31 protein-coding genes and 1 pseudogene are annotated in these 26,639 nt (G+C 45.2%); 14 read left to right on the top strand and 18 right to left on the bottom strand.

Annotation, left to right across the window (positions count from 1 at the left end; genetic code table 11):
• Nucleotides 1-2: 2 nt before the first annotated feature.
• On the bottom strand, nt 3-1,397 hold the full coding sequence (locus tag QUA07_RS08365; protein WP_333324054.1) for an ATP-binding protein: 1,395 nt from the start codon (nt 1,395-1,397) through the stop codon (nt 3-5).
• Nucleotides 1,398-1,608: 211 nt separating this feature from the next.
• Between QUA07_RS08365 and QUA07_RS08360 the strand changes: the two genes are divergently transcribed.
• A complete protein-coding gene (locus QUA07_RS08360) occupies nt 1,609-1,764 on the top strand; it encodes a hypothetical protein (protein WP_333324052.1) in 156 nt (51 codons plus the stop codon).
• A gap of 139 nt (nt 1,765-1,903) precedes the next feature.
• Here the strand turns inward: QUA07_RS08360 and QUA07_RS08355 are convergent, their stop codons facing one another.
• From QUA07_RS08355 to QUA07_RS08320, 8 genes are all read right to left on the bottom strand, one after another.
• Nucleotides 1,904-2,464, bottom strand: a complete 561-nt coding sequence (locus tag QUA07_RS08355) for a Uma2 family endonuclease (RefSeq protein ID WP_333324050.1) — start codon at nt 2,462-2,464, stop codon at nt 1,904-1,906.
• Between the two features lie 180 nt (nt 2,465-2,644).
• Nucleotides 2,645-3,706 (bottom strand): 3-deoxy-7-phosphoheptulonate synthase, encoded by a 1,062-nt coding sequence (gene aroF, locus QUA07_RS08350; protein WP_333324048.1) that lies wholly within the window; start codon nt 3,704-3,706, stop codon nt 2,645-2,647.
• A gap of 212 nt (nt 3,707-3,918) precedes the next feature.
• A complete protein-coding gene (locus QUA07_RS08345; RefSeq protein WP_333324046.1) occupies nt 3,919-4,392 on the bottom strand; it encodes a PAM68 family protein in 474 nt (157 codons plus the stop codon).
• A 95-nt stretch (nt 4,393-4,487) separates the two neighbouring features.
• Entirely contained in the window at nt 4,488-4,757 is a 270-nt protein-coding gene (gene rpsO, locus QUA07_RS08340; protein WP_333324044.1) for a 30S ribosomal protein S15, read from the bottom strand.
• Between the two features lie 150 nt (nt 4,758-4,907).
• Nucleotides 4,908-5,531 (bottom strand): Holliday junction branch migration protein RuvA, encoded by a 624-nt coding sequence (gene ruvA / locus QUA07_RS08335; RefSeq protein ID WP_333263885.1) that lies wholly within the window; start codon nt 5,529-5,531, stop codon nt 4,908-4,910.
• A gap of 21 nt (nt 5,532-5,552) precedes the next feature.
• Nucleotides 5,553-5,915, bottom strand: a complete 363-nt coding sequence (locus tag QUA07_RS08330) for a type II toxin-antitoxin system RelE/ParE family toxin (RefSeq protein ID WP_333324041.1) — start codon at nt 5,913-5,915, stop codon at nt 5,553-5,555.
• A complete protein-coding gene (locus QUA07_RS08325) occupies nt 5,905-6,159 on the bottom strand; it encodes a type II toxin-antitoxin system RelN family antitoxin (RefSeq protein ID WP_333324039.1) in 255 nt (84 codons plus the stop codon). Before QUA07_RS08325 ends, QUA07_RS08330 begins: the two co-directional genes overlap by 11 nt.
• A 66-nt stretch (nt 6,160-6,225) precedes the next feature.
• On the bottom strand, nt 6,226-8,874 hold the full coding sequence (locus QUA07_RS08320; RefSeq protein ID WP_333324208.1) for an AAA-like domain-containing protein: 2,649 nt from the start codon (nt 8,872-8,874) through the stop codon (nt 6,226-6,228).
• A 1,056-nt stretch (nt 8,875-9,930) separates the two neighbouring features.
• On the opposite strand from QUA07_RS08320, the gene QUA07_RS08315 reads away from it, so the two are divergent.
• Both QUA07_RS08315 and QUA07_RS08310 read left to right on the top strand, forming a co-directional pair.
• Complete coding sequence (locus tag QUA07_RS08315) at nt 9,931-10,140, top strand: hypothetical protein (RefSeq protein WP_333324037.1); 210 nt, start codon at nt 9,931-9,933, stop codon at nt 10,138-10,140.
• Nucleotides 10,141-10,412: 272 nt separating this feature from the next.
• Nucleotides 10,413-10,985 (top strand): hypothetical protein, encoded by a 573-nt coding sequence (locus QUA07_RS08310; RefSeq protein ID WP_333175374.1) that lies wholly within the window; start codon nt 10,413-10,415, stop codon nt 10,983-10,985.
• Between the two features lie 40 nt (nt 10,986-11,025).
• On the opposite strand, the gene QUA07_RS08305 is transcribed toward QUA07_RS08310, so the two are convergent.
• A complete protein-coding gene (locus QUA07_RS08305; RefSeq protein WP_333083152.1) occupies nt 11,026-11,223 on the bottom strand; it encodes a hypothetical protein in 198 nt (65 codons plus the stop codon).
• On the opposite strand from QUA07_RS08305, the gene QUA07_RS08300 reads away from it, so the two are divergent.
• Entirely contained in the window at nt 11,222-11,938 is a 717-nt protein-coding gene (locus QUA07_RS08300; RefSeq protein WP_333324034.1) for a GUN4 N-terminal ARM-like repeat domain-containing protein, read from the top strand. The genes QUA07_RS08305 and QUA07_RS08300 overlap by 2 nt on opposite strands.
• Before the next feature lie 369 nt (nt 11,939-12,307).
• On the opposite strand, the gene QUA07_RS08295 is transcribed toward QUA07_RS08300, so the two are convergent.
• Together QUA07_RS08295 and QUA07_RS08290 are read right to left on the bottom strand one after the other, a co-directional pair.
• Nucleotides 12,308-14,206: an ATP-binding protein gene (locus tag QUA07_RS08295; RefSeq protein ID WP_333324032.1), complete on the bottom strand. Its 1,899-nt coding sequence runs from the start codon at nt 14,204-14,206 to the stop codon at nt 12,308-12,310.
• Between the two features lie 564 nt (nt 14,207-14,770).
• Nucleotides 14,771-14,998: a type II toxin-antitoxin system CcdA family antitoxin gene (locus QUA07_RS08290; RefSeq protein WP_015176471.1), complete on the bottom strand. Its 228-nt coding sequence runs from the start codon at nt 14,996-14,998 to the stop codon at nt 14,771-14,773.
• Nucleotides 14,999-15,325: 327 nt separating this feature from the next.
• On the opposite strand from QUA07_RS08290, the gene lepA reads away from it, so the two are divergent.
• Nucleotides 15,326-17,140, top strand: coding sequence for a translation elongation factor 4 (gene lepA / locus QUA07_RS08285; protein WP_006632512.1), 1,815 nt, complete (start codon nt 15,326-15,328; stop codon nt 17,138-17,140).
• 216 nt (nt 17,141-17,356) lie between these two features.
• On the opposite strand, the gene QUA07_RS08280 is transcribed toward lepA, so the two are convergent.
• The 5 genes from QUA07_RS08280 to QUA07_RS08260 all read right to left on the bottom strand — a co-directional run bounded on the left by QUA07_RS08280 (nt 17,357) and on the right by QUA07_RS08260 (nt 20,080).
• On the bottom strand, nt 17,357-17,803 hold the full coding sequence (locus tag QUA07_RS08280) for a DUF5958 family protein (RefSeq protein WP_333324030.1): 447 nt from the start codon (nt 17,801-17,803) through the stop codon (nt 17,357-17,359).
• Nucleotides 17,787-18,125, bottom strand: coding sequence for a hypothetical protein (locus tag QUA07_RS08275; RefSeq protein ID WP_333251062.1), 339 nt, complete (start codon nt 18,123-18,125; stop codon nt 17,787-17,789). The genes QUA07_RS08280 and QUA07_RS08275 overlap by 17 nt, the downstream gene beginning before the upstream one ends.
• Before the next feature lie 83 nt (nt 18,126-18,208).
• Complete coding sequence (locus QUA07_RS08270) at nt 18,209-18,379, bottom strand: ribbon-helix-helix domain-containing protein (RefSeq protein WP_333324027.1); 171 nt, start codon at nt 18,377-18,379, stop codon at nt 18,209-18,211.
• Nucleotides 18,380-18,689: 310 nt separating this feature from the next.
• On the bottom strand, nt 18,690-19,094 hold the full coding sequence (locus QUA07_RS08265) for a hypothetical protein (RefSeq protein ID WP_190740856.1): 405 nt from the start codon (nt 19,092-19,094) through the stop codon (nt 18,690-18,692).
• 11 nt (nt 19,095-19,105) lie between these two features.
• A complete protein-coding gene (locus tag QUA07_RS08260; protein WP_333324025.1) occupies nt 19,106-20,080 on the bottom strand; it encodes a hypothetical protein in 975 nt (324 codons plus the stop codon).
• A gap of 164 nt (nt 20,081-20,244) precedes the next feature.
• On the opposite strand from QUA07_RS08260, the gene QUA07_RS08255 reads away from it, so the two are divergent.
• The 4 genes from QUA07_RS08255 to QUA07_RS08240 all read left to right on the top strand — a co-directional run bounded on the left by QUA07_RS08255 (nt 20,245) and on the right by QUA07_RS08240 (nt 21,935).
• A complete protein-coding gene (locus QUA07_RS08255) occupies nt 20,245-20,772 on the top strand; it encodes a helix-turn-helix domain-containing protein (RefSeq protein ID WP_333324023.1) in 528 nt (175 codons plus the stop codon).
• 167 nt (nt 20,773-20,939) lie between these two features.
• Complete coding sequence (locus QUA07_RS08250; RefSeq protein WP_333324021.1) at nt 20,940-21,299, top strand: hypothetical protein; 360 nt, start codon at nt 20,940-20,942, stop codon at nt 21,297-21,299.
• Nucleotides 21,296-21,724, top strand: a complete 429-nt coding sequence (locus QUA07_RS08245) for an HNH endonuclease signature motif containing protein (protein WP_333324019.1) — start codon at nt 21,296-21,298, stop codon at nt 21,722-21,724. The genes QUA07_RS08250 and QUA07_RS08245 overlap by 4 nt, the downstream gene beginning before the upstream one ends.
• A 79-nt stretch (nt 21,725-21,803) precedes the next feature.
• A complete protein-coding gene (locus QUA07_RS08240; RefSeq protein ID WP_333324016.1) occupies nt 21,804-21,935 on the top strand; it encodes a hypothetical protein in 132 nt (43 codons plus the stop codon).
• Nucleotides 21,936-22,035: 100 nt separating this feature from the next.
• On the opposite strand, the gene QUA07_RS08235 is transcribed toward QUA07_RS08240, so the two are convergent.
• A complete protein-coding gene (locus QUA07_RS08235) occupies nt 22,036-22,173 on the bottom strand; it encodes a hypothetical protein (RefSeq protein ID WP_333324014.1) in 138 nt (45 codons plus the stop codon).
• 404 nt (nt 22,174-22,577) lie between these two features.
• Between QUA07_RS08235 and QUA07_RS08230 the strand changes: the two genes are divergently transcribed.
• The 5 genes and pseudogenes from QUA07_RS08230 (at nt 22,578) to QUA07_RS08210 (ending at nt 26,560) form a co-directional block, all read left to right on the top strand.
• Entirely contained in the window at nt 22,578-23,516 is a 939-nt protein-coding gene (locus QUA07_RS08230) for a UDP-glucuronic acid decarboxylase family protein (RefSeq protein WP_333324012.1), read from the top strand.
• 111 nt (nt 23,517-23,627) lie between these two features.
• Nucleotides 23,628-25,016 (top strand): UDP-glucose/GDP-mannose dehydrogenase family protein, encoded by a 1,389-nt coding sequence (locus tag QUA07_RS08225; protein WP_333324207.1) that lies wholly within the window; start codon nt 23,628-23,630, stop codon nt 25,014-25,016.
• A 180-nt stretch (nt 25,017-25,196) separates the two neighbouring features.
• A pseudogene (locus QUA07_RS08220) lies at nt 25,197-25,598 on the top strand (IS4 family transposase); the annotation flags it as partial.
• Nucleotides 25,599-25,730: 132 nt separating this feature from the next.
• Complete coding sequence (locus tag QUA07_RS08215) at nt 25,731-26,024, top strand: hypothetical protein (protein WP_333324010.1); 294 nt, start codon at nt 25,731-25,733, stop codon at nt 26,022-26,024.
• Between the two features lie 98 nt (nt 26,025-26,122).
• Nucleotides 26,123-26,560 (top strand): ISAzo13-like element transposase-related protein, encoded by a 438-nt coding sequence (locus QUA07_RS08210; RefSeq protein WP_333324205.1) that lies wholly within the window; start codon nt 26,123-26,125, stop codon nt 26,558-26,560.
• Nucleotides 26,561-26,639: the final 79 nt, after the last annotated feature.

Genomic DNA, 26,639 nt, shown 5'->3' with positions numbered 1-26,639 from the left:
CACTACCTCACTGTCAAATTTTTCAAATGCTCTAATGCTACGCTGCGAATTAAATTGTGCTGCCGCAAGTGTATCTCATCGTCAATTAATTCTTCTTCTACCAAAAAGCGATCGCGCAACGCATCCAACGCTAACTCTTGCTTCTCCTCATCGCAATCCCAATCTTCCAAATGACTTAGCCAAAACTCCTCCGGTACTCTACAGCGATACACAGAAGCTTCGCAAAGCAATCGATAGGCATTCAAAATATCTTTTTTCAATCTCTCAAACGTCTTTTCCAGCCGAAATCGCACATTTTTTCGCAGTTCGCGAGTATATCGATCCAGTCGCCAGTCGTCATCTGCTGATGCCGTTATTCCTTTGGTCTTAGCTTCCTCAATTGCCTTCTCCACTTCTTCAATTTCCTGCCCGTATTTATTCCAATAACCCGCCACGTTGCCATAAAAAGGCTGACTGCCAATTTCCCCAGCAATCACCCGCAAAGCCAATGGATGCCCTTCATAAGCAGCGCCGATTCGTTCTAAATAAGGTTTGTTTGGTGAATCTATATCAACCTCTAGTCCAGTTTTATCGAACAAGGCTAACTGTTCTGATGGTGTTAGTCCCCTCAAGTCTTGGCGATACCAAAAATTTTTATAACGAGCCGGAATTTGCTCTGGCAAATCCTGCGATGTTACGATGATACGACTTTGGCAAGATTCTAGTGCCAAAAAACTTTCAAAAAATTTTGCCCACAACTCATCCTGAAAACCATTCCAGCCTGTTTCTTCATTTCCTTTTAAAATCAGTTCCAGAGAATCTATCACCACCAAATACCGATTTTCTCGCAATCGCTTGACTAATCGATTCAGCAACCGCTGTGTATCTTTGCGGTCATCTGGCGTAATGCGTTCTCCCCACTTTTCCAACCATCGAATCGCCACACTAGCAAAATCAGAAGCTTGCTGCTGGTTTTCAAAATTCTCCTGATGAAACTTACGACCGTCGTCTTGCAACTCCACCGCCAATCTTTCAGCTAAAGCCGTTTTACCAATTCCCGCGATGCCAAGAAGAATTAACAGGCGACACGATCCCTGAACCTTCTGGGCGAGTTGACTAATCAAGTCTTTTCGACCAACCCAAGCATCGTCACAAGCAAAAAACTCGGCTCTCGAATCTGTCTGAGACAAGGGACTATTATCAACAATATCTTCCCAGTTCTCCAATTCTACAGCCTTGCAAATATTCACAAAAACCTCCTGCCCAATAGCCTTCCCCTCCCAAAACCGCTTTAAAGTTGATAGTGAAGTTTGGGCATCTCCGCACAAGCGAGAAGCTTGTTTGTTCAAGCCTTTCTTTCGCCTTGCCCGATCGACTATTTCCAACCCAGATACAGATGCTCTTAGACTAGCTGCCATGCTGATTTTTTACCCTTCAGTAACCATATTTCACTTATAACATCTGCCAATTTGTGGCGCGGCTCAATTTTGGCTCACTTTTGGATACTGCGCCAGAGGTGCGTTGAAATTGAGCCGTCAAGCCTTTGCTGTTCAAGGAATATAGAGATGGGAAGCAAGTTAGGCGATATCGACTTCTTCCCAATTCTCACCTCCACTATGGATTAAAAAAATGCAGGACTACAAACAATTGACATTGGCTGATGCAGTAATAGCACAACTTCAAAAATTACTCTCTGAACCATTCCGCAGCATCGAACAAGCTGAAAAATCACGCCTAAAAATTCGCGCACTTCTGGAGTTGCACGAATTCTTTAAGCTGGTGTGAAAAAACTCTGTTTTACTCATATAAAAATATTAGTGGTTTCAGGAAACCGCTATCAGCAAAAGTCGCCATCGATAAAATTAGTCGCGTTTCCTGCTTAGGGAAGGCGACTTTTTTGTTGCAAACAAAAGAGCGATCGCCCTCAATCAATCAATTCCGCTTCTTCAAAAATCTGTCTAGTCGTTAACTCCAAACCAGGCAGCAACTCATCCACAATCGGTGTATTATCCGTATAAACTTGACTAGAACCATCGGTCAAAAAACTTCTAATTAAAATAGCCTCTGGATCAATCACCCAAACTCGCGGAACGCCCGCCGCCAAATAATCTTTCGCCTTCTCTTCAAATTCCTTCATTGTTTGATCCGGCGATATAATCTCAATCACCAGTTCAGGAATTGCGGGACAAGCTTCATTTCGCCGCCAACTTTTCGGCAGACGTTCATAAGAAATGTACGTTAAATCGGGAACAGGTGCCCAATCTTTATCCTGACGTTTTAACAAAATTGCCCATTCTGGAAGCACTCGCCCGCGTCCTTTACACCATACACGAATCAGGTCACACAAAGCTCCCTGTAAACTGGAATGAAAAAATTTTGGAGACACTTTAGGAACTGCTTCACCATCTACAAACTCACAATATATATCTCCGTCGGGCAAAGCTAGAAATTCTGCTAAAGTGAGTTTGGTTCCGATGCCTACCATGGCTCCCAGCCCTCTCGCTAATTAATTCAAATATCAATTATACAAAATTTCCCCACATTCCTAGAAATACGATCGCCCCTCGGACTCTATTCCAAAAACAGAATAACAAAATCCCCGACTTCTTTAAGAAATCGGGGATTTAAGTGCGATCGCATTTTAGCTTAGGCGTTTCGCCTGTTTTTATGCCAAAACAGGCACGGGCTGCGGCCAACGTCCCATGACTTTACCAATCACCGCCAATTCTTCCATCAACTTGTCGAACTGATCCGGTGTTAAAGATTGCGGCCCGTCAGACAAAGCTTTTTTCGGATTCGGGTGCACTTCAATCATCAGCGAATCTGTACCAGAGGCGATCGAAGCAAACGCCATTGACGGTACAAACTGCGCCCAACCGGTGCCGTGACTCGGGTCAACCATAATCGGTAAGTGAGTCAGAGTCCGCAATACTGGTACTGCCGACAAATCTAGGGTATTGCGTGTATATTGCCTGTCATACCCGCGAATTCCGCGCTCGCACAAAATCACGTTCGGATTGCCAGAAGCCATGATATACTCAGCAGCCATCAACCATTCTTCAATGGTGGCGGAGATGCCGCGCTTCAGCAAAATTGGTTTGTCTTGAGCTCCGACTTTCTTCAACAGTGAGAAATTCTGCATATTTCTCGCCCCCACTTGGATCACGTCGGCTACTTCCACGATCGCACTTAAGTCCGCCGCATCCATAACTTCAGTGATAATTCCCAAACCGCTAGCTTCCCGCGCCGCAGCTAGCAATCCCAAAGCACTCTCGCCGTGGCCTTGGAAAGCGTAGGGGGAAGTTCTCGGTTTGTACGCGCCACCACGGAGAAAATGAGCTCCAGCAGCTTTGACGCGCATTGCCGTTTCGACAATCATTTCTTCGTTTTCGACCGAGCAAGGGCCTGCTACGATCGCGATCGGGTGGTGCAGACCAATCATCACAGTTCCTAAAGGAGTAGCAACTTCTACTGTGCTGGCTTCTCCTTGGCGGTACTCGATAGAAGCGCGTTTGTAGGGTTTTTCAACCCGCAGCACTTCTTCAATCCAGGTGCTCATTTCGCGCAGTTGCAGAGGTTCGAGCTCGGCGGTGTCGCCTACCAAACCCATGACAACTTTGTAACGGCCGACGATTTTTTCTGGTATCAAACCCCAGTTAGTGCGGAGCTCTTCGTCTAGTCGATCGATCTCGGCTTCTGGAGTGCCGGCTTTCATTACAATAATCATATTTTTTTTGCCTTTTTAGTTGGGCTAGAAACGGATGATGACTCTGATGCACTGAGAAAAATAGATGCAATGGCGATCGAGAATCTATTTATATCAGTATTATTAGCATTGTTGTGGGGCGGGTTCTTGTTCCCTCCCCAAAAACAAATTCTAGATGGTTAACAGCTTAGTTTTTAGCTAATGACTAATAACTAATAACTAATGACTAATGACTAACTTTTTGGCTTGGCGGCGCGCCACGCTTCTCGCATCCGTCCAAAATTGGTATTAAATTCTTCCCACCCCAGAGTGCTTCCTGAAACTTCTTCATCCCAGGAAGCCGAGAGGACTCCGTAGCTTAATCCCAGAACGCCTAGACCAAAACAGCCCATGCTTACCAGCAATACTGCTGTGTTGGGCAGATCAAACAAGCCCTTGCTGACTACCAAATAGCTGACAAAAAATGTGCAAATTCCCAGGATGGTCGGTATGCCGCAGAATACCGCTATGCGAGATATCATGCGTTGGCTGACTACTTCTGGGATGGATTGCGCCTGTTTTCCGGTTTTGTTAGCTTTCGGCTGCTTGTCGGCAGAATCCGACTCTAAGGCTACGCTTGCTTGGGGTTCTGGGGGCTTTTTAGGCGTTTTTTTACGATTTGTTGCCGGTTCAAAGGGCAAGCGCTTGCGGGGTGGTTCGGAGGACATATTTTATCTCTAACCTGAAATCTCGAACATTTTTCAATAAGTCTTGGTGTTTGTCCAAGATTAAAGAATATTGTCGCAAATTTTGGCTTTGGTGTTTAGCCGCGAATGCCTAGACGGGCAATCAATGCTTTGTAGCGCTCGACATTTTGCTTTTGGATGTATGCCAGCAGGCGCTTGCGGCGGCTGATCATCATCATCAAACCGCGCCGGGAGGCGAAGTCTTTTTGGTTGATTTTCAGGTGGGCGCTGAGTTTGGTGATGCGATCGGTCAGCATTGCGACTTGCACATCTGCTGAACCGGTATCGGTTTCATGGGTTTGGAAGTCGCCCATGATTTCTTGTTTGCGCTGTTGTGTAAGAGCCATGAATTGATTTTAGTTTTTTTTGTACGATTGTCACAATCTCCTATGTTATCACAGGGGAAGCATAACAACGATAAAATTTTTGCCAAAGATGGGTTTGTTGCCCGGGCTGAATTTTGGTTTTTATTCCCGGTTTCTCGATCGGGTAGGGGATTATCGGCTCAAATAGGCGATCGCCTCACGTATCCAATCATCCGCATCACCTTTGGTGGACAAAGTGCTGTCTTGACTGAGGGTTTGCAGCGCTTGCAAGACTTCAGCCGCAGTGTATCCCATCGCCAGCAGGATCATCTCGACTTCTTCTTGAATAGCTGGGGGGACTCCGGCGGCGACTGAAGTTGTCAAACCTGCTTGCTGTCTCCATTCCGAGAGTTTGCTTTTGAGTTCCAGGGCGAGACGTTCTGCAGTTTTTGTACCGACGCCCGGTGTTTTGGCGAGGATGCGGGTGTTACCGCCGACGATCGCCTGGACTAAATCTTGCAATCCTAAAGTATCGAGAAGTGCGATCGCCAGTTGAGCACCCACACCGCTGACACTCGTCAACTGCCGAAACAAATCGCGTTCTGCAGCGCTGCCAAAACCGTACAATACGATTTGGTCTTCCTTAACTTGCTGGTGGGTAAAAATTTGGGCGACTTCGCCGGATGCTGGCAATTGACCGGTCACGCGGGGCAAAATTTGGATTTCATAGCCAATTTGATTGACTTCGAGAGTCAATATGACGCGGTTGCTGCCTTTGGCGATATCGGCGACTGTGCCTTTGAGATAGCTAATCATAAAATTAATAATAATACACCGCTATTCGTTTTCATCAAACTCGGCGATGATGTTGCGGATTTCGTTGAGACTAATATCTGTTCGATCTGATTTTGAGTAAATGGTTAACAACAGTACGCTGACGGGCGATTCGACTTGATAAATCATGGGATACCCTGCACTTTTTCCTTTTTGGATGTTGCTGTTTTTCACCCGGACTTTTAAGATGATATAATCTTCGCCCATTCCGGGAATGCGATCGCCAATAAAATTGCCAGCCTGTATTTGTTCAATTACTGGCTGAGTATCTAGCCGGATTTGGCGATATTTTTTGGATAATTCACGCAAATTTCGCTTATACTCAGGCGTTAAATCGATTTGAACGAGCTCGGATTCATTCGACATCGATGCCCTCCCACATTTGAGAAAGAGGTATTCGCTGTCCGGTTTTAGCTTCCTGCAATGCTCTTCTGAGACTAGCTTTTACTTCTTCAACTGGAGTATCGTCGGGGTCTTCTTCAGCTTCATCTTTAGGTTCGGGAAGAAGGACGATAATTCGCACGGGGCCCGGAGTGTCTAGTGTTAAAGGTCGATCGAGAATTAATTGACCTTTTTCGTCGATCGTTCCTGTGACTTCAAAGGCTTTCATTTCTTTGTCCTGGATTTTTTTTAATTAATACTATTATATAACCCTGTCCGAGCGATTTTGTTATTCTCAAGCCAAAATAAGCTGCTGTTTAACCAAAGACAAATCCGTCTTACCAAAATTAACAACCAAAGCCACATTAAAATTTTCCAAGGATTTGACAAACCACATAATTTCATTAGAAGCTTTACCTTCATAGTGATTAAACAAAATAGAAAATCGGTTTTCCAACTCTGGTTTAACTTTGCCCGAAAGTAGAACGAGTTTGAGCAGTAAACCCATTGTCCGGCTGGCGCCGAGGTTGTACACCAAGTCGTAAAAAACGTAGTGGCTGAGATGTTGGGAATTTTCAACTACTAAGAAGTTGAACAACTGGTGGCAAGTCCGAACTAACAATGAATTATTGAATTTCACCGAGTCATTTTCTCGCAATGTATTTTTGATTTGCTTGTACAAACGGTCATTAAATTGACGCCCGCCGTACTCTGGTTCTACGGACGATATTAAATATTCATATAAATCCACTTTAAATGAGGCGTAAGATGGAGTTTTTCGGGAATCTCTCAGGAAAAATTGAGCCGCTTCTTTGTAGCTGCGATCGCCTGCTACTTTTCCCGCAAATTCCCTGACCGCTAAGTGCAGTTCTGCATCATTCAAAAGTGTGGGATTAGCCGCTCGCTGCACAATTCCTATTTCTGTATTTCTCGGCTCAACCATATAATTTAAATATTGAGACAAATGTGTTTCAAATTGTCGCTGTCTTTGAAATGCCAGTTTTTGAATGGTTTGTTGGTCTTCCTCAATGCTGCCCTTGCTCAGCAGAGAATACCCGTACAAATAAGGATACCGACATATCAATTCGCCCAAAGGATAATCTGTATCTTGTGTCTGCGGTTCCGCCTCTCTATCTAAGGCTTTTACTAAGCGCTCTAGGGTCTGGAATTCTTCACTTTTAGTAAAGAAAGCTATTTGTTCTTGCAAGCGCTTGACTATGTAAAATTCCGTCCCGAATCTGGGAGAACTCTGCTTAAATAAAGCTACCAACTTGGCGATCGCGAACTGGTTGTGTGATTGCAATTGCCAGCGGTTGATCGGGATGTAGCAGCAGCGGTGGAGGATATATTTAAAGTGCTGATCCAATCGCTTGACGGAGACTATACTGTACAAAGTTGCTTCAATCTCTCGATCGGGATAGCCCATGCCGTCGATAAATAGCTTTCGGAACCGCTCGATCACCTGTGCGGGGGATTCTGTTTCCACGCAGGAGACGATGTGATCGTACAATCTCTGTTCGTTGCTGCCTGTTGGAACACTATCTGAGGGCGGGGTGAGGATGCGGCTGTCTGCATCTGTGTCTACGCTGCTGTCTGCAACTTGTGCGACAACCACTTTCGGTTTTTCCTCAAAAGTTCGATCGGGATTCAAGAACCAATAGTGTTCTTGGCTTAATTGTTTGTTAGCCGCCCAATCCAAAGCTGACTGCAAACTTTCCCCTGTCAATAACAGCGATTCATCTTCGCGGTCTGAAGCTAGCCATGCTGCTAGCGCGGAGCGGTAAGGGGCCAATTTTCCCAGCTCTTTTTCTACCCAGAATCGATTAAAAACTGACTGATAAATTAGGTTGGAAACTATTAATTTACCGTGAGATTTAACAACCAGTCCTGACAGTTGCAATTCGATTTTTTCGGGAGAGTAATCTGCTGGTACTCCCTGCGATTCCCCGGATTTTGTTGCCTGGGGCGGTTGCAAAGCTTGCTGGTACAGCGTTAACAGCCGCGTGAGGTCGCAGTGGCTATGGAAAATGCGATCGCGTATTGCTGTCAAATGTTGGGGTTCGTCTTCTTCTTCCCAATTTTTAATAATTCTGTGTTTGACCAGTTTTTCAACTTGCTTAGCTTCGGAATTTCTGCCAATAAAAGGCCCGTATTCAAGTACCAAGTGGCAAAGTTTTTGAGTTAGAAACGGTTGACCGCCCGTCCAAGCTAATATTTCTTGGAGCACTTTTTGGGGGCGAAAAGCTTTCAGGGCTAATCCTTTTGCTAGCGGCAAACTTTCGTGCAGTTGGAATCGACTTAAATGAATCTGCCGTCCAATATTAAAAGGGTTACATCTGGGATCTCGGATCAATTCTGAGGGGGCTGCTACTCCCATAACAGCAAAAGTCAGGCGATCGTATTCCGGTTGCTCTGCCCGCTTGGAGTAACAAGCCCGGATCAAAGCAAAAAAATCGCTGGTACTGAAATTTAGGCTGCTGATGCTGTCAATGTCATCGATGAAAATTACCAGATTTTGCTGAAGTGACTTGAGCAAAACTTTTTCGATAAATATCTCCAATCGCTGCACCGGCGATAGCAGTTCGCGATCGTTCCACCACTTGATGGCATCAAACCTGTTTGTGATGTGTAAACTGCTGGCCATGCGGTACATGATGCCGCCATACCACTTTTGGGGGGAGATATCTGGGCTGCTGATGCTTCTCAAGTTGATGGCGGCAAAAACTGTACCTTCGGCTTGCAACCTTTTGGCCGTTTGCACTAGCAGGCTGGACTTTCCCATTTGTGGCGAACTCAACACGTAGCAGAAGTCTCCGGCTTTGAGTCCTTCGTAGAGCTCGCTGTCTGCCGATCGCCTGACATAGGTGGGCGCAGCGGCAGGCAAATATCCTCCGACTTGATATTGGTACGTTGAGTTGACTTCTGCTGTAATCTGGGAATTCATCAAGATTTTACACCCCTATGCTGTGCGATCGAAAGGTTACAAATTGCAATTATGGCCCGCTTATAGCATTTTAGATTTTAGATTTTAGATTGGGGAATGACTTATTCAATCAGGGTTTGGAGTTTGCCTGTTGCATTTGCATGGTTTTTTTTGAATTTGCCTTACTATGGTGGAAAATTTTTCTTCCTCTTTCTCTATTGTCTACTAGCTCAGCTTTCTTCTCGTCAATCTTTACCGTATCTTTGCAAGCGTTCACCGCAAATCTTACGATCTGCCCAATCGTAGCGCGCCACTTGATTTTTTACACTCGTTCACATAATTAGATAAATTTTCAGTCGATCGGATTGAGAACGCTCAAACGCCGTTTTTTTCACTTTTTTTTACAATAATACTTTAAAATTCACCCGGTGGTATGATGTGGGCAGGGAAACTCCTAACCACAGCGCCGTCAACCTTCTGCCTTTAGCTCCGCCTGCCGGATGCCGGAGGAAAAGACTGAGCAATGGCTGCCAATAAAAAACCCCAGCGTTTGGCTGAGGACTGCTTGAGTGGGAGATATCGTTAATCTGCGTTTTTTTAGTTGACTTAGATTGCATGGAATTCCATGCTGCTGACTTTCCCCGGGCTTTCGCGTTTGGGGATTCCTCAGAACAAACTTTTCAGGATGCATCCACAAAAAGTTTAATTCTTAAAGGCTTTGTCAGTACCAGGCTAACCACTCGCTCAACTATAAAAGTTAAGTCGGTGGCTAATTGTAGAAGATGCGCCCTGATGGCTTAACTACCCGATGGATTAGCACCCTGATGGCATAACTCCCTGATGGATCGACGCCCTGATGGCTTTCGCTCCACTACCCAAAAAATTCGGGTTGATGGATGATCGTGGACATTAGTAACACGTCACTTCCGGCGGTTCCGATCACAAGCGGGTGTGCCTGTCTGAATTGATTATGGCAGGCAGATTTATCAGAAGACAAGTGGGCTATTGCATCAACCCATTTCTGACAGATCGGGTTAGCCAAAAAGTGTCAATCTACGGAAATCAGGGTCATCGAACATGAAAAACAGCATCTTAGTATTAGGGGTAATTGCCTCGGCTGGCTTCGGCTTTTTCCAGGCAGGCAGCACCAGCGCTTTAGCGATCGCCCCACAACATTCATCAGCCAGCCGTTTGACGGCTTGGGAGAGTCGTCCCGACTTTAACTACACTGGAACGAATGAGGATGGGGAGCAAGAAGAGGTAAAAACGCGTAAAGGCAGGAAATAATTGGCGCTATTGTGTGGTTCGCTCTGATGCGGTTGTGGTTGTAGTTGTGGTGCTTGTTGTCCCAACCGCCTCTGATCGAGGCGGTTAAAACTCGATCCCAAGATCAGTCTACCTAATCCCAGGGGTGGGGATCAGTTTCAGAGAACGGTGGATGGGAAAATAAATAGGTAAGGCGAGTCTGTCGGTGGAGTTTCCCCGCCTATCAACTTCCTTACCTTCTGATGTTCGGGATTTGGATCTGGCACAATCGTATTTCATCTCGTAAAAACCCAATGGAAAATACTCTCGAAACTACCCGCAGACAGCGCGTATTGACAAGAACCCAGGAACGGCGTCAGGCAACACCCAAAGAAAAACAGTTAATTCATCTGCTAGCCAATATGGCTTGCAGTTTGATTAAATACGACTACAAACACGCAGCGGGCAAGGGCACCCTCCCGCCTTCGGAAAGCAAGCGTTTAGCGGAATGGCACTACCTGCGAGTTCAGCAAATTCGCCGGATCGAACGCTCATTGGAGCCTGTAGCGACCCTTAAGCGCGTTTACTACAAGAGCATCCTCAGTCCGAGAGATCTGAAGTCTTTGAAACTTCTGTGGCTGGAGGAGGACAAAAACCGTGTCAAACGGGTCGATCCTGAGTTGGACGACATCCTTAGCGAAGCTTTGGATCGGGGAGATACTTTAAAACAGCTATTTCACTCGATCGAAGTCAAAGAACGCACCTTTTCTGAAACTCCTCGCCCCGGCGCCGTCCCGCTGTGGGTCAAAGAGTGGGAAGACTCGGAATATGATATAAACTTTTTTCCGCCTTCGTTCTCTGCATGGGTTTCGATCGTGGACGACTAGGTTCAAGAAAAACTCTTTGACATGGCATCGATTGTAAAGTTCAGATGGTAGACTTATTTGCAATTGCTGCCATTGGCGAAAAGTGTACGGGCGATCGATCGGCTAAACTAGGCAGCGTGGCGCGCAGGCATCCGAGTACAGAGAAGTGAATCCGAGTCAGTACCATTGTACAATGGGGGAAAACCAGGGCTTCAGCTAATAGCTGATAGCTGATAGCTGATAGCTGATAGTTTCTCATGACTGACTCGATTTCTACTTCTCCTCTAGACTCGGCGGCCGATACAGCCGAACTCCGCTCTCAGTTGAGGTCTGGTTCGGAAAAAGCTCAACTGCAACTGCTGCAACAACAAATAGCAGATTCCGGTTGGGATGTATTGATGGAATTTTTATTAGAGCGCAAGTCAGAGGCACCGACTGCGGTAATGGGTAAGGCTTACCAAATTCTTTACAGTGCTAATTCTCCGAGAGCGACGGAGTTTTTGCAAGCGAATTTTCCGACTGGGGTTGTGCCGCTGCGATCGGACTCTAACATTGATTACACTCCGCTGCAACAATTATTGGCGTTACAGGAATTTCAAGAAGCCGATCGCTTGACTTTAGACAAGCTTTGTGAATTGGCGGGTGATACAGCTTCCGTGAGAAAGTGGCTGTATTTTACGCAAGTTGAGAGTTTGCCCGTGGCGGATTTGCAAACAATTAATACGCTGTGGAAAGTTCATTCCGAAGGCAAATTTGGCTTTTCGGTGCAGCGGGAAATTTGGCTCGGTTCGGGGAAGAATTGGGATAAGTTGTGGCCGCTAATTGGCTGGAAGAAAGGGAATAATTGGACGCGGTATCCGCAAGAGTTTATTTGGGATTTGAGCGCGCCGAGGGGTCATTTGCCGCTGTCGAATCAGTTGCGGGGAGTGCAGCCTTTTGCAGCTTTGATGGCTCATCCTGCCTGGTTGAAGTGAATCGTTTTGGGGCTTTTGGAGAATGCGGGCCGGGCTGGATGTTCGGCCCGACATTTGTTGGTGAGGGGGTGTGGGATCTGACGGTAACAACCGGGTCAGAACATAGATAGGGCTTGCTGAATAAGTTAGAGGATATTTTAAAAGTGGGGGGCTATTGTAAGAAAGCTCACAAAGCTTAAGCTGAGATTTGTAGATAACAGCACTTTGTGAGCAAATGACGTGCAGCATATCCTAACAACTTGACGTGGGAACAGTGGGAACTAATAGCAGACCTGTTTCCAGAAGCTTGCGCCCGGTGTCCTCGCACAGTATCGATATATGCCGTGATAAATGCAATCCTCTATGTAGGGCTTGCTGAATAAGGAATGATTAATTTTTAAATAGTGGTTCTTGATAAAGCGGCACAGTAAAAGTAACAGTAGCTCCGAGTCCTTCCCCCATACTGTAAAAATTTACTGTACCCCCCATTGCTTCTACCAGTTTTTGAGAAATAGCCAATCCCAAACCGGTGCCGCCGTATTGCCTGGTACGAGCCCCGTCTACCTGAAAAAACGACTCAAATAATTTATCCTGCTTGTCGAGAGAAACCCCAATGCCAGTATCAGCAACTCGGATTTTCACCATTCCGGGGAACTGCTGGTTGTGAACAGTCACCTTTTTCTTAATAACCTCGGCACTGATGCGAATTCCTCCTTCCCCGGTAAATTTAATCGCATTGCCCGTGAGGTTCAAGATTACCTGAAGCAGGCGTTGGTAGTTGCCGTACACAATAATCTCGTCCTCCACAGGGGGTTTTTGGATTTGAAATTGCAATCGCTTTTGCTCGACTTGAACCCGTGTAAAATTCTCAACTTGTTGCAACAGTTCACCGAGTTTGACGGGAGCGAGGTCTAACTCCATTTTGCCAGCTTCGATTTTAGCGACATCCAAAATATCGTTAATCACATTGAACAAATGTACTGCTGAGCGGTAAGCTTCTTCGATAAATTGGTGCGCTTCTTCGGGGTCATCTGCCATGCCGTCCATAAGCAGTTTTAGAAAGCCGAGGATGCCGTTGAGGGGGGTGCGGAGTTCGTGAGAAGTATTAGCAAGAAATTGACTTTTAAGTTGGGAAAGAGCCACGGCTTCGGCGCGGGCCTGTTCTAATTCTTGGTAAAGTGTAGCGTGGGCGATCGCACTGCCGACTTGAGCGACTAACTCGCGGGCGAATTCGAGTTCGACTGGACTCCATTTCGGGGAACTGCCACAGCGGTGCAAACATATCAGTGCATTGGGTTGGTCTTCATAGGAGGTAGCTGCTACGAGTACGGAATGGCGGTGGAAGGGATCGGTGGCGGGGGAGGCGTAATCGACTGCTACTGGTTTTAAGGTGGCTAAAGTTTGAATCCACCCTGGCTGTTCGGCTGCGCGCAATTCTAATCCCAGCATAGAAGAGTAAGCTTCTTGGCGGTATTCAGCTACTACTTTAAAAGTTTTCGATTGGAGATTTTCGATTTGAGTTGGGGAAAGCGGGGGCGAAGGGTAGCTAGCTATTGACTGTTGTAATTCGGCTGCTGCTGCGGTCGATTTTTGCTGATTTTCGGAGGCAAGGAAGGGGGAGGTTTCGAGATTTTCGCTGTCTTTTTTGTAGGAACAGATGATGCAGCGACTCGCGTTTAAAACTTGACCCAAGCTGTTAACAGTTTGCTGCCAAATGGTGGCTAAATCGAGGGTCTTGTGCAGGTTTTGAGCGATTTGGGAGATGACTTTACGATCGATTTCCGAGTACGGAGGGAGCGATCGACCGGGGATACGGCTCGCTGGAAGCGACATTTGTTGGCGGGCGTCCAAGGGGGATGGCAAAGCTCGATAGAGCATGAATTCTGGGGAGTCGGGCCGTCTGTCTGTGGGTTTGTCAGACAGCAGCCTTCCCATAACTAAGACTTTTGTAGCTTTGCCGTTTGAGTCGATCGCCGGAGTGAGTGTCAAATCGAAGAGAAAATATTGTCCGGCGTGGCAAAATGGATAGCTGAACCGTTGCGGTACGAGGGTTTCGAGCGCCCGCCGCAGGATATCGAGATAAGGCGCTGGGGCGATGGGTTGCAGGGTTTCGCTGAGGGGGCGATCGACAAGTTGTTCTGCTGTGAGGTTGTACTGCTCGGCTTTTTGCCAGTAAAAAGATAGATATCGACCAGAGGCGTCTTGGGTAAATACTAATTCTGCTCCTAACTCTTGAAAAAAAACTGTAGAGGCGAGGCTCGATCGCCGGAAATCTGTGTTAGAGTCCATCAGAGTAGGGGATGAAAGTAGTTCGGCTTTTGGATTCTTGAGTTTTTAATAAAGAACTCAAGAGTCCCCATTGTTTTTGGCTTCTACTGTTAATTTGTGAGTTATTAATCACTTAAAAAGTTGTTGGCTTCTTAATTAAGACATTAATTGATCAAAACTCACAATTGGCAATTATTTTAGGCTTATACTATTGACTCTTGAGTGATTAATGAGTTCATAAAATGTTAATTCGTTAATTCTGAACTCAACTCAAAACTCAAAACTATTCGTTCTCAGCCTTTTTGGGTAATTTAAAGATAAAAATTAAGATTGAGAAATTAGGAATCTGCACCGATTAACTATCAAGTGTGAAAATTACGCCAAAATATGAGGCTGCGAACAACTCTAGTCCGGGAATGGCTCACGCATTTTTTCACTCACCTGGAATAGTTCCGAGGTTGTGATTTAGCCGAGTTCACTCGCCCACCACCTGTAGCTTTAGCCACGAAATCTGCAGGAGATCGCCCGCGCGCTCTAAATTTCACAGCCTGCAGATTTGCGCGCGCCGTCTGGGGCGAGAGTACCTCAGTCGTTCCATTCACCACGCGGCGGGACTGGGGGGTTGCGGCGTAAACTCAGAGCCAGCTCGTCTTCGCGGCGCTCGCCTCTGAGCCACTGCTTGATTGCTGTTTCAATGACTTTGCTGGGGTCATTCGTCAAGTGCTTAATTTGGTCTAGCAGTTCAGAATCTATATGGATAGATAGTTCCACTTTTTCTGACGAACTGTGGGAGGGTATACTTGACTGGCTCATAGTTAAAAAATCCTAGTTTTAATTCTTAGGTTTCAATTCTTTTGATGACAAGCGACTGGACTAGATATTTGCAGTCCCTGATTTGCACCCCACCTTTCCTCAACCGCTTAACAGCTTTCTGTACAATGAGACAGAGAAAAGTTTTTTCCTTTTGGGTATCCGGGCTCGGTCGGACACTTGATGGGTAATAACTGATACTCTTGAGGTTTGCCTCAGTTGTGGTTTCATCTCAATCCCCAGTAAGAGGTTGAAGTAAGCACTCTACTCTTGCTTGTGTAATCATACAACAAAAAGTATCCTTTGCCGATTAGCTCTTCGATAAAAAACATGACTAACGTCCCTGTATCTCGCATTCGTAATTTTTCGATTATTGCTCACATCGACCACGGAAAATCGACCTTGGCAGATCGCCTGTTGCAGGCGACTGGGACTGTGCAGGCACGGGAGATGAAGGAGCAGTTTTTAGACAATATGGATCTCGAACGCGAACGCGGCATTACGATCAAGCTGCAAGCGGCTCGGATGAATTATACTGCCAAGGACGGTCAGGAGTACGTGCTGAATCTGATCGACACTCCCGGACACGTGGACTTTTCTTACGAGGTGTCGCGATCGCTCGCTGCTTGCGAAGGGGCGCTGCTGGTGGTTGACGCATCTCAAGGCGTGGAAGCACAAACCTTGGCAAATGTCTACCTTGCCTTGGGAAATAATTTGGAAATTATTCCAGTTTTAAATAAAATTGACCTGCCGGGAGCAGAACCGGAACGGGTAAAAGGGGAAATTGAAGAAATTATCGGTCTGGACTGTAGCGGGGCGATTGAGGCTTCGGCTAAGGAAGGAATTGGTATAGATGAGATTTTGGAGTCGATCGTCGAATTGGTGCCGCCGCCGCAGGATACTGTTGACAAACCGCTGCGGGCGCTAATTTTTGATAGTTATTACGATCCTTATCGCGGGGTAATTGTGTATTTCCGGGTGATGGACGGAAGTGTCAAAAAGGGCGATCGAGTTTTGTTGATGGTTTCGGGTAAGGAATATGTCATCGATGAATTGGGCATCCTTTCACCGACTCAAGTTCAAGTAGACGAACTGCACGCGGGGGAAGTGGGTTATCTGGGCGCGGCAATTAAAGCAGTAGCTGATGCTCGCGTTGGCGATACGATTACTTTGGTCAAAAAGCCGGCACCGGAGCCTTGGCCGGGTTATACAGAAGCAAAACCGATGGTTTTTTGCGGCTTGTTCCCGATCGATGCTGACCAATTTCCAGATTTGCGGGAAGCTTTAGAAAAACTCGAACTCAATGATGCGGCGCTTTCTTACGAACCAGAAACTTCGAGTGCGATGGGATTTGGTTTTCGCTGCGGTTTCTTGGGTTTGCTGCACATGGAAATTGTGCAAGAAAGGCTGGAGAGAGAATACAATTTGGATTTGATTGTTACGGCTCCTTCTGTGGTTTATCAAATCACAACAATTAAAGGGGAAGTGTTAACAATTGACAATCCCAGCCACTTGCCAGATCCTCAGTATCGCGAGAAAATTGAGGAACCTTATGTGCGGGTAGAAATGCTGTCGCCGGAAACTTATGTGGGCGCGCTGATGGAACTGTCTCAAAGTCGGCGGGGCATTTTTATGGATATGAAGTATCTGAGTCAAGGCCGAACTACGCTGGTTTACGAGTTGCCTTTGGCCGAGGTGGTGACTGACTTTTTCGACCAGATGAAATCGCGATCGCGCGGTTATGCGAGCATGGAGTATCACCTCATCGGTTATCGCGAAAATCCGTTGGTGAAAATGGACATTTTAATTAATGGCGATCCGGTTGATGCTTTGGCGATGATCGTACACCGGGATAAGGCTTATAATGTGGGCCGCGGGTTGACGGAAAAACTCAAGGAGTTGATTCCCCGCCATCAATTTAAGGTGCCGATTCAAGCGACAATTGGCGCTAAGGTGATTGCTTCGGAACACATTCCGGCTTTGCGGAAGGATGTGTTGGCAAAGTGTTACGGCGGTGATATTTCGCGGAAGAAGAAGTTGCTGCAAAAGCAGGCGAAGGGTAAGAAGCGGATGAAGTCTGTGGGTACTGTGGATGTGCCGCAGGAGGCTTTTATGGCTGTGCTGAAGCTCGATCGAGATTCGTAATCTGTGTGGCCTTTTGTCAGGAACAGGCAAGATGCCTGTTCCACAAAGAGTCTGTTTTTTGTAGTTGTTTGCAGTCATCTAGAACAGGCAAGATGCCTGTTCCACAAAGAGTCAGTTTTATTGTGGGATTGGCCGGAGAGCCCGTCCCTGTGGAAGCCCAGAATATGGCTGCAGCGTGAGTGGCGATCGCCCGATCGCATCACAGATTACTACAACTTAAACAAGAATGCTTTGTTGCAACTCGCGCCGAATTTCATCTACAACTTTGTGATCGCTCAAATCGCGATGCCACCAGTGGCTACAGCCATCTTGACAATATTTGCAGTACCTGCGCGCATCGGCAATTGCCAATAAACTCATTAACAGGAAAAAGGTTTTGATAAATTCTGAGGGCGGGAGTTTCAAAAGCTTTGCCATTTGTTCTTTTAATCGCCCTCTACTCAGCAACACACAAGGGGTGTAAGTTGGGCGAAGTTTTGATTTGGCAATTGCTAGGGAAACATCTTCTTCTCGCGCCCCTGCTTGGAGGGTCATGTAGGATAGCCGCTGCAATATTTCCTGCTGGTATTCGGTTGGGAAGCTTAAAAACCAGTTTTTTGCATCTTCTTGGCTAATTAATTCTTGTTGAATTTGATTGATTGTAATTTCATCGGCTAGATTCATTTGCCTCTCCTAAGTCTGGCTCAAATATAACGTGAGGTTCTCCTGAGATGAGGGGGCCAGTAAAAATATCGATTCCCGTTTCTCGACCTGAACTATTAATTTCGCCGCCACTTGTACCGCGAGGGACGGAACTGCTAGCGGAATGCCGCTGGCGAGACTTACCTAACATTATATAGTCCCAGTCAGAAGTTGGCGTACTTGTCCCGTTTGCTCGACTGCCAACAACTATGATGGTTTGTTTTGTCCGATCGGCTGCATTCTGAATTCTCCTGGCATCTTCTGGAGATATGCCTGCTTCTTGCCAGGTTTTTACACCTCTCATTTAATGAATATTAGCATTGCAGTAGGGGAGTTTTTTCGCACTTCTCGATTTAAAAATTAAGCACGATAAATCAAGCTTTAGTTTCAGTCATCTGTTGATTTGAGCTTGCCGGATGCTTTTGCTTGGTCGATCGCCTCTTGAATCAGAAGGTAGACAAAGTTGGAGATCGATCGCTTTTCGAGATCGCACAACTTTTCGAGATCCTTTTTAGCCTGTGTTGGCAAAACCACTGAAATCCGCTCGCTGTGGCTCATGCCTTGCAATCTGTTGGAAGTTTCCCTTATTGTGCCACCTCGTCCGTCCAGCTTGCAATGGGCGATCGTCCGTCGCTATCGCAGCCGGATGCGGAGGGACATCTTCAGTTGTTTCGGCAAGGAGTACCCAACATCCGATTTGAAGTGGTGTTTGATTTACCCTCTCGCCGAGGATAACTTTTTTGAGGGAGGGTTTTTGATAAGTTAACAGTCAAATTATTGAGAGCGATCGCACTTTTGGAGATTAAGGGCGATCGCTTTTCAATTTAAGGGGATAGGTGAAGGGGCAACCCACACTAATAAAGGTGAATCAAAACACCCATTCATGGTCTGGATCATTAAGTGCAGCTTTTACTGATGCTAAGTTTGCAAGGTCTTGGAAAGGACTCGACTTAGCTATTTCTGTAATTGAATGTAAAGCTAATGCTAACTGTTCATTATTGCCACTAGCTATTGCCGAATCCACTACGCTAAAAAGATCGCGAAAATTTTCTGCACGCTCATCAAATGAGCGATCGAGGTACTCCATCATCCAATCGCTCTGGGCTTTAATCTGAGCGATGGTTGTTTTTTCCCATGCATCAATTTCACGCCGTTTAGTCTGCTCCTGCTCTGCCACCATCTTGTACTCAGTGTAAGCTGAGACAAGTTCCTGTAAGCATTCAGCAGGACTGGTGATTTTTGAGATGCCTCGCGAAACTTCTTTTGCTATCATGTCAACTTGCCTCAAATAGTACCGTATTTAGCTTGGATTTTAGCAGTCGCAGGGTTGAGGTTTCCTTCGCTATCTAAGACAGGGGTCTTCATAATTTCTGCAAGCGATTTTACCAGAAGCGCTACCTGTTGCAACTTACGCACATCTGCATTTTGATTTCGCTCAAATGCCTGGGATTCAAGTTCGTTAAGTCCGAGAACAGCACGAGAGTTCAAGTTATTCACCACATAGTTAAGTTCATCAATCCGTCGCTGGACTCTTTCCAAAAAGTCTTTAGCAGCATCAATTTTAGCGATTTCTGTATAGACCTTGGCTTCATATTCTCGTGCTTTTGTCAAAGCTTTTTCACCTTCACCAGCAAGCATGAAGCCACCAATTGCCAAGGCTGGACCAACCATAATACCTCCAAGTACAACTGTACCAACTGCCATGCCACCGCCACCAGCAGCCAGAGAACCACCTCCCAGCCATGCAAGAGTCGCATTCCAAGCTGCTGCACCGCTGAGCCCAGCGATCGCAGTGCCGGTACTTGCTGTCCCAAACAGTCCGATCAAGCCAACTGCACCTTGACCTGCCGCTACTGCTGCCCCAGCAGCTTTAAAACCACCTTTGACAAATTGTTCTGCTTCTAAAGCCGCAGCTTTGTACTCATTAATCTGCTGAATAGAAATGCCTTCTAATCCCTCCAAAAACTGCTTGTCGCTTAGAGAACCACGCTGACCAATATGCTCAATAAATTTGACAAATCGCCCAATTGTACGAATTTTGATATTTAGTTGCAGTTGACCGTACTCTTCTGCAAGATTTTGAGTGCATTCCCATTCGTTTTTCAAACGATTGCAAGCACGTTCATGCTGTTCTTGAGCGCTCTTGCCCATTTCCTTTGCATCGTTCATGTCGGAAACACCTGCAATACCAGCTCCAATGCCAAGAGCGGAAGCAGCTATAGCAGCAGCACCCAAAATAATCGGGATTATAAAAATCATAAAATTTTCCTCAAAACTAATGATTCAGCAATGCTCAATGAGTCTAGTTATTAGCTACTTCAAGCTAGCTCTCTCGTCATTTTGACTCATTGCACGTAGATCGGGATATTCTACTTATAATAATCTAACTAACCATAGCTTTTATCTTACACTCATCAGTAATTATGTTAGACTTATATCAGGAATTTTCACCCCACTCCGCTATGCCGCCAGCCGACGAGCAATTTACCGAAGCCGCAAACCACTGGGACTTAGAAAACCTCTACGCAGACCTGGCCTCAGCCAAGGGAAAACGCCTCACCCCAATGGAAAAGCTTCACCTGCGGGGGCTTCTGTGCGGTCATAGTCCCGGAGAAATAGCGGAAAAACGCCAAAAGAACCCCAAGGGAGTTGAAACTGACCTATGCGCTACCTTATATAAGTACGTCAAAAGTCTGGTGGGTAAAGGCGTTGAAAAGATAGAAAACTGGAGAAACATTGCTGAATGGCTTGAAGATGCTGGATATAAAACTAAGCCACCTGCTAAATTCCCTATTCAAAACGGTTTATCTGAAAATAGTAAAGTTAACGTAAGCAATATAACTTTTGAGAACAATCAAATAACAATTGATGTTTTCCTACAAATAACTGTACCGCTACCTTCAGAACTCTCAATACAAAATCTAGACATCAACGATAACAACGTTAACTAAAATTTTGCCACAAATCAACAGATTGGTAAGGTGAAGCGACTAAAATCTGGAAGCGCGATCGCACCTTTACCCGATCGCGCGGGGCGATCGCACATTGCGTTTCTCAAAAAATGGCGATCGCACTTTTATTGTGCTACCATTCAATGAGAGCGTCAGTGAGTAAAAAAATGGCAACAATTACCCTTCAAATTCCCGACGAACTAGCACTGCGGCTAGATACTCTCAAAGATGAGTTACCACAGATTTTGATGCTGGGATTGAGGGAAGTCGAAGCCAATCCTTCAAGCGGATTTTCGGGGCTAACGAAGATATTAGAATTTATAGCAAGTTTACCCTCGCCACAAGAAATATTAGCCCTGCGTTTATCCGACGATCTTCAAGCTGAAATCGATACTTTATTAGAGAAAAACCGCACGGAAGGACTCACGCCGATCGAGCAGCGCCTGTGGCAACAATACGAATTTGTCGAACATTTAGTACGCATTGCCAAAGCGCAAGCCCTGCTGAAACTGAGCGAGGCAGCATGAGTAAAACCTACGTTTCAGCTAGTCTGCGACGAATGGTATGCGATCGCGCCAACGGATACTGCGAATATTGTTTAATCCCAGAAACACTCGCCCTCTCGTCTCATCAAATAGACCATATTATTGCAGAAAAACACAGTGGCGAAACAGTAGAAAATAATCTGGCTTTGTCTTGCTCAATTTGTAACAAAAATAAAGGCAGCGACATTGCCTCGATCGATCCAGAAACAGATGAAGTGGTTCGACTTTACAACCCTCGAAAAGATAGCTGGGAAGACCATTTTCAACTTCAAACTGAAAGTGGTACAATCGAACCTCTAACTGCGATCGGTCGAGTCACTGTGCGTTTATTGCAGGTTAATCGTGCAGAATCTCTGACCGAACGTAAGCTATCGCTCAAAATTCGATCGTTAACAAAACCCGATTAATCGATTGTGTTCAAGCCACACCATAACCTCTATATTGAATTTGATATAGAAGACTATGAGTAAAAGTTGAAGCGCAATTATGCCAAATATTTACATTATTTGTAGCCCTAACGGTTCAGGTAAAACTACAGTTTCCCTGAGATTATTACCTGATTTTTTAGAATGTTTTGAATATGTAAATGCAGATGCGATCGCCGCCGGAATGTCCTAATTCACTTCACAGTCAGTTGCATATTCTCGCAGGACGCTTAAGGATACAAAGACTGCGAACTTTATCAGACTCTGGTACTGATTCCGCGTTCGAGACAACTTTAGCCGATCGTAACTTTGCTCGATTCTTGAGAAACTGTAAAACTCAAGGCTACACAATCAACCTGATTTAGTTCTGGCTGCAATATCCAGAAATCCCAATTGAACGGGTGCAACGCAGGGTTGGAAGTGGCGGACATTCTTTTGGCGAAATCGATATAACTTCTGTCATATTGGTTTTGAGATAAATCGACTCTTGTTTTTTCCAAAAAGCCCGTGAAGCGCACCTATCCCGTAGAGCATCGCCCAACCTCAGACCGAAGTCATCAAATAACCAATAAGCCGTAACAAATAACATAACTAATGTCAAGAGTGTTTTTTCGGAAATATTAAAGCTTAAATAAAAATTGCTACCGACATTTGCGAATTATAGCACTTTGTTCCAAGTATTTGAAAATGCTAAGTTAATTAAAGATTTTATAAAAGTGACGCATAAGTATTTACATTGTCGATCGCAATTTTGTTATTCTATTAGTAAGTTTCATTCGAGCGACTGAATTTTTGTACTCCAGTCCTACCCCTAAACAGAACGGCAGTTTCCACAATGAGAATTTTAGTCACAGGCGGTGCGGGTTTCCTCGGTTCCCACCTAATCGATCGCTTAATGGCCCAAGGACACGAGGTAGTCTGCCTGGATAATTTTTACACCGGGACTAAACGCAATATCCTCAAATGGCTGGACAACCCGTATTTTGAGCTGATCCGCCACGACATCACGGAACCGATTCGGTTAGAGGTAGATCAGATTTACCATCTGGCTTGTCCCGCTTCCCCCATACACTATCAGTACAACCCTGTCAAGACAATTAAAACAAACGTCATCGGCACGATGAATATGTTGGGATTGGCAAAACGGGTAAAAGCAAGATTTTTTCTCGCTTCCACTTCCGAAGTGTACGGAGATCCTGATGTCCACCCGCAAACAGAAGATTATCGCGGCAACGTTAATTGTATAGGAATTCGCAGTTGTTATGACGAAGGGAAGCGAGTAGCTGAAACCTTATCTTTTGATTACCACCGTCAAAATGGAGTAGACATTCGAGTTGTGCGAATCTTCAATACCTACGGCCCCCGGATGTTGGAAAATGACGGCAGAGTAGTCAGCAATTTTATTGCTCAAGCTTTGCGGAATCAACCGCTGACAGTATACGGCGACGGTTCCCAAACACGGAGTTTCTGCTACGTTTCTGATTTGGTAGAAGGATTTATTCGTTTGATGAATAGCGACCAAATCGGGCCGATGAATTTGGGGAATCCCGGCGAATACACTATATTGGAACTGGCACAAAAAATTCAAAACACGATTAATCCAGGGGCAGAAATTATCTTTAAACCGCTGCCGGAAGATGATCCCAAACAGCGACAACCGGATATTAGTCGTGCTAAAAATTGGTTGGGGTGGGAGCCAACTGTGCCGCTGGATCAAGGTTTAGAGTTGACTATAAAGGATTTTCGCGATCGCATCGAGGGAAACCAAAAGTAGAGACTGGGAGAGTGAGGGATGGAAAAAATCTTCCTTATTCCCAATTCCCAATTCCCAATTCCCAATTCCCAATTCCTACCTGATTTATTTACTAGCTTTGAGGAGATTTCTATGCACGTTTGCGTCATCGGTACAGGATATGTTGGCTTAGTCACCGGCACTTGTTTGGCCCACATCGGCCACCACGTGATTTGCGTAGACAACAACGAAGAAAAAGTTAAATTAATGAAGTCGGGACAGTCGCCTATTTTTGAACCTGGACTGTCTGAATTAATGTCTTCTGCATCTGCGTCTGGCAATCTAGAATTTACTTCGGATTTAGCAGCAGGAGTGGCTCACGGGGATATTTTGTTTATTGCCGTGGGGACGCCTCCATTGCCTACTGGGGAAAGCGATACTCGCTACGTGGAAGCGGTTGCTCGTGGCATTGGAGCTCACCTCGACGGCGATTACAAAGTAATCGTAAACAAATCGACAGTGCCCATCGGTTCGGGGGATTGGGTGCGAAGAATTGTACTAGACGGTTTAGCAGAACGTCAAAAACCTCAAAGCGGTGAGGGCGCTACTGGTGAGGAAGTCGCAGCAAAAACAGGTGTTCAATTTGATGTGGTTAGCAACCCGGAGTTTTTGCGGGAGGGCTGTGCTGTTTTCGATACTTTTAATCCCGATCGCATTGTTCTTGGCAGCAACTCTCAGCGGGCTATGGATATGATGCTACAGTTATATCGGCCGATTGTCGATCGCAAGTTTGCAGAAAATCCGTCTTTGCCGGAGGTTCCTGTGGTGATGACTGATATCAGTTCAGCGGAGATGATTAAGTACGCAGCTAATGCTTTTTTAGCTACGAAGATTAGCTTTATTAATGAAGTTGCTAATATTTGCGATCGCGTCGGTGCAGATGTTAGTCAAGTTGCCCGAGGTATCGGCTTAGATTCACGGATTGGCAACAAGTTTCTCCAAGCTGGAATTGGTTGGGGCGGTTCTTGTTTCCCCAAAGATGTCTCGGCTTTAGTTCACACGGCTGAGGATTACGGTTACGAGGCGCATTTGCTAAAAGCGGCCGTGGAAGTTAACGAACGCCAGCGGTTGATTGCTATTGAAAAGTTGCAGCACGTTTTGAAGATTCTCAAAGGTAAAACCGTCGGACTTTTGGGTTTGACTTTCAAGCCGGATACTGACGATTTGCGAGATGCTCCCGCGCTGAATTTAATCGAGAATTTGAACCGATTGGGAGCGAAAGTTAAAGCTTACGATCCGATTGTTTCTCAAACGGGGATGCGTCACGGTTTGTCGGGAGTTTTGGTAGAAACTGACCCGGAAAGGTTGGCAGACGGTTGCGATGCTTTGGTGTTGGTGACTGACTGGGAACAGTTTCGTAATTTAGATTACGAGAAAATGGCAAAGTTGATGAATCATCCGGTGATGATTGATGGCCGCAATTTCTTAGACAAGAAGGCTTTAGAAGCGGCTGGTTTCCAATATGTGGGGATTGGAAGGTAAAGAATGAGCGTGAAGTTGCGATCGCAATTATATCTTGAGGATAGCGATCGCAACTTATCCGTTAGGTAAGAATTCAGGCTGAGAGGGTGACAACCGAGGGAAAACCCAGACGGGGCAATTGTTTGAGATAATGCAGAAGTCGTAAAAAAGCGAGTGGCCTTGGGAGCCACCCCACAAAAAATACTAAAGACATTATACCAAAAGTTATTACCAATCCACTTGAGCGAGAGTCAAGCACTCACCTTAGAACTCTTAGTTCTGACGCTTCAAAGCCATCGACAAGTCAGATTATCAAGATTGGCTAACATCTTTCCACAACCGATTAAATACAATAGTCGCGTCCGAAGTCTCCAGCGATTTCTTAAGCTCCCCCAGCTTTCGGCCAAGTTGCTGGGGTTTCCTATAATCAAAGTGGCTTTAAAGTCTGAATTTAGAGAGCAAAGATTTAATAAAGCGCAACGGAGAAACCGTTCAGAATTAACATTCTCAACTAAAAAATAGGTAGCCGTTGCTCTCGAAAGAACTCAATGGCGAGACCGGAATCTAATCATAGTCACGATAATTTGGGGCAATCATGCTTTGGAATAAAAAATTAATAACTTGATAAATTATTAGATATAATCAAGAACAAGGCTAGATCGCTGAGTTTACCAAAACACCAGAGCAACTGGCAACAGTTTTTTTATTACCGTACACTATTTTACCTTTAAACCCATGTTTTATTCGAGTTCAATTGAGTCTAAAATGAAGAAGCTTTATAACTCTTTATCAGAGAAGGATAAAAGAAGCTATGTAGGGATAGAGGCTCAAAAATTGGGCTGGGGTGGAATTAGCTATATAATACGACTTTGGGGATGTAGTCGCAATACCGTGGTTTATGGAATTGAAGATTTAAAAAAAATGGAGCAACAGATAGAGACAGTCAATAATTCAAGAATTATAAATTGTGGCGATGGGAGAAAAAGTATTTTTTCTAGCCAAATCGGAATTGATGCCGCATTTTTATAAGTTTTAAAATTTGCGACAGCCGGAGACCCAATGAATGAGTTAATTTAAGGGACTAATTTAACACATAAAGAAATAGCTTAGGGACTGAAGTCGATCGGATTTATTATCAGTCTTCCCTAGTAAATAAACTCTTAAAAAAGCATGGATATGTCAACCAAAAAACACAAAAAAAGCAAACAATAGGAACTAATAAAAATCGTAATGCTCAATTTTACAATATTGCCATGCTCGACACACAGTATGGAGAAGCAGGCAATTCCATTATTAGTTTTGATACCAAAAAGAAAGAAGTTTTAGGTAATTTGTATCGTCCCGCTACTTTTTATACAACCGAACCTGTCATTACTTTAGACCATGATTTTTGGAGTTTAGGTTGCTGGAAAGTGATTCCACATGGAATTTACGATTGCAAAAAAAATCGAGGTTATGTAACATTAGGTAACAGTAAGGAGACCAGTAAATTTGGTTGTGAATCCATCAAACACTGGTGGAACAATTATGGAAAAGCTACCTATCCTAATCCCAATTCGATTTGAGCTATAGTTATTTCAAATAAAAATGAGACACTAAGTTGCACAATAAGCGCGAATAATCTCATCAAGAGATGTGGCAGAA

The sequence above is a fragment of the Microcoleus sp. T3_A4 genome (assembly GCF_036700465.1).
Classification (GTDB): Bacteria; Cyanobacteriota; Cyanobacteriia; order Cyanobacteriales; family Microcoleaceae; genus Microcoleus.
This window is presented reverse-complemented; position numbering and strand designations above follow the sequence as displayed.

What these genes read in the sequence shown, in the direction of transcription:
- QUA07_RS08365 (WP_333324054.1), bottom strand. Translation starts at nt 1,397, where the DNA reads ATGGCAGCTAGTCTAAGAGCATCTGTATCTGGGTTGGAAATAGTCGAT.
- QUA07_RS08360 (WP_333324052.1), top strand. Translation starts at nt 1,609, where the DNA reads ATGCAGGACTACAAACAATTGACATTGGCTGATGCAGTAATAGCACAA.
- QUA07_RS08355 (WP_333324050.1), bottom strand. Translation starts at nt 2,464, where the DNA reads ATGGTAGGCATCGGAACCAAACTCACTTTAGCAGAATTTCTAGCTTTG.
- aroF (WP_333324048.1), bottom strand. Translation starts at nt 3,706, where the DNA reads ATGATTATTGTAATGAAAGCCGGCACTCCAGAAGCCGAGATCGATCGA.
- QUA07_RS08345 (WP_333324046.1), bottom strand. Translation starts at nt 4,392, where the DNA reads ATGTCCTCCGAACCACCCCGCAAGCGCTTGCCCTTTGAACCGGCAACA.
- rpsO (WP_333324044.1), bottom strand. Translation starts at nt 4,757, where the DNA reads ATGGCTCTTACACAACAGCGCAAACAAGAAATCATGGGCGACTTCCAA.
- ruvA (WP_333263885.1), bottom strand. Translation starts at nt 5,531, where the DNA reads ATGATTAGCTATCTCAAAGGCACAGTCGCCGATATCGCCAAAGGCAGC.
- QUA07_RS08330 (WP_333324041.1), bottom strand. Translation starts at nt 5,915, where the DNA reads ATGTCGAATGAATCCGAGCTCGTTCAAATCGATTTAACGCCTGAGTAT.
- QUA07_RS08325 (WP_333324039.1), bottom strand. Translation starts at nt 6,159, where the DNA reads ATGAAAGCCTTTGAAGTCACAGGAACGATCGACGAAAAAGGTCAATTA.
- QUA07_RS08320 (WP_333324208.1), bottom strand. Translation starts at nt 8,874, where the DNA reads ATGAATTCCCAGATTACAGCAGAAGTCAACTCAACGTACCAATATCAA.
- QUA07_RS08315 (WP_333324037.1), top strand. Translation starts at nt 9,931, where the DNA reads ATGAAAAACAGCATCTTAGTATTAGGGGTAATTGCCTCGGCTGGCTTC.
- QUA07_RS08310 (WP_333175374.1), top strand. Translation starts at nt 10,413, where the DNA reads ATGGAAAATACTCTCGAAACTACCCGCAGACAGCGCGTATTGACAAGA.
- QUA07_RS08300 (WP_333324034.1), top strand. Translation starts at nt 11,222, where the DNA reads ATGACTGACTCGATTTCTACTTCTCCTCTAGACTCGGCGGCCGATACA.
- QUA07_RS08305 (WP_333083152.1), bottom strand. Translation starts at nt 11,223, where the DNA reads ATGAGAAACTATCAGCTATCAGCTATCAGCTATCAGCTATTAGCTGAA.
- QUA07_RS08295 (WP_333324032.1), bottom strand. Translation starts at nt 14,206, where the DNA reads ATGGACTCTAACACAGATTTCCGGCGATCGAGCCTCGCCTCTACAGTT.
- QUA07_RS08290 (WP_015176471.1), bottom strand. Translation starts at nt 14,998, where the DNA reads ATGAGCCAGTCAAGTATACCCTCCCACAGTTCGTCAGAAAAAGTGGAA.
- lepA (WP_006632512.1), top strand. Translation starts at nt 15,326, where the DNA reads ATGACTAACGTCCCTGTATCTCGCATTCGTAATTTTTCGATTATTGCT.
- QUA07_RS08280 (WP_333324030.1), bottom strand. Translation starts at nt 17,803, where the DNA reads ATGAATCTAGCCGATGAAATTACAATCAATCAAATTCAACAAGAATTA.
- QUA07_RS08275 (WP_333251062.1), bottom strand. Translation starts at nt 18,125, where the DNA reads ATGAGAGGTGTAAAAACCTGGCAAGAAGCAGGCATATCTCCAGAAGAT.
- QUA07_RS08270 (WP_333324027.1), bottom strand. Translation starts at nt 18,379, where the DNA reads ATGAGCCACAGCGAGCGGATTTCAGTGGTTTTGCCAACACAGGCTAAA.
- QUA07_RS08265 (WP_190740856.1), bottom strand. Translation starts at nt 19,094, where the DNA reads ATGATAGCAAAAGAAGTTTCGCGAGGCATCTCAAAAATCACCAGTCCT.
- QUA07_RS08260 (WP_333324025.1), bottom strand. Translation starts at nt 20,080, where the DNA reads ATGATTTTTATAATCCCGATTATTTTGGGTGCTGCTGCTATAGCTGCT.
- QUA07_RS08255 (WP_333324023.1), top strand. Translation starts at nt 20,245, where the DNA reads ATGTTAGACTTATATCAGGAATTTTCACCCCACTCCGCTATGCCGCCA.
- QUA07_RS08250 (WP_333324021.1), top strand. Translation starts at nt 20,940, where the DNA reads ATGGCAACAATTACCCTTCAAATTCCCGACGAACTAGCACTGCGGCTA.
- QUA07_RS08245 (WP_333324019.1), top strand. Translation starts at nt 21,296, where the DNA reads ATGAGTAAAACCTACGTTTCAGCTAGTCTGCGACGAATGGTATGCGAT.
- QUA07_RS08240 (WP_333324016.1), top strand. Translation starts at nt 21,804, where the DNA reads ATGCCAAATATTTACATTATTTGTAGCCCTAACGGTTCAGGTAAAACT.
- QUA07_RS08235 (WP_333324014.1), bottom strand. Translation starts at nt 22,173, where the DNA reads ATGTCCGCCACTTCCAACCCTGCGTTGCACCCGTTCAATTGGGATTTC.
- QUA07_RS08230 (WP_333324012.1), top strand. Translation starts at nt 22,578, where the DNA reads ATGAGAATTTTAGTCACAGGCGGTGCGGGTTTCCTCGGTTCCCACCTA.
- QUA07_RS08225 (WP_333324207.1), top strand. Translation starts at nt 23,628, where the DNA reads ATGCACGTTTGCGTCATCGGTACAGGATATGTTGGCTTAGTCACCGGC.
- QUA07_RS08215 (WP_333324010.1), top strand. Translation starts at nt 25,731, where the DNA reads ATGTTTTATTCGAGTTCAATTGAGTCTAAAATGAAGAAGCTTTATAAC.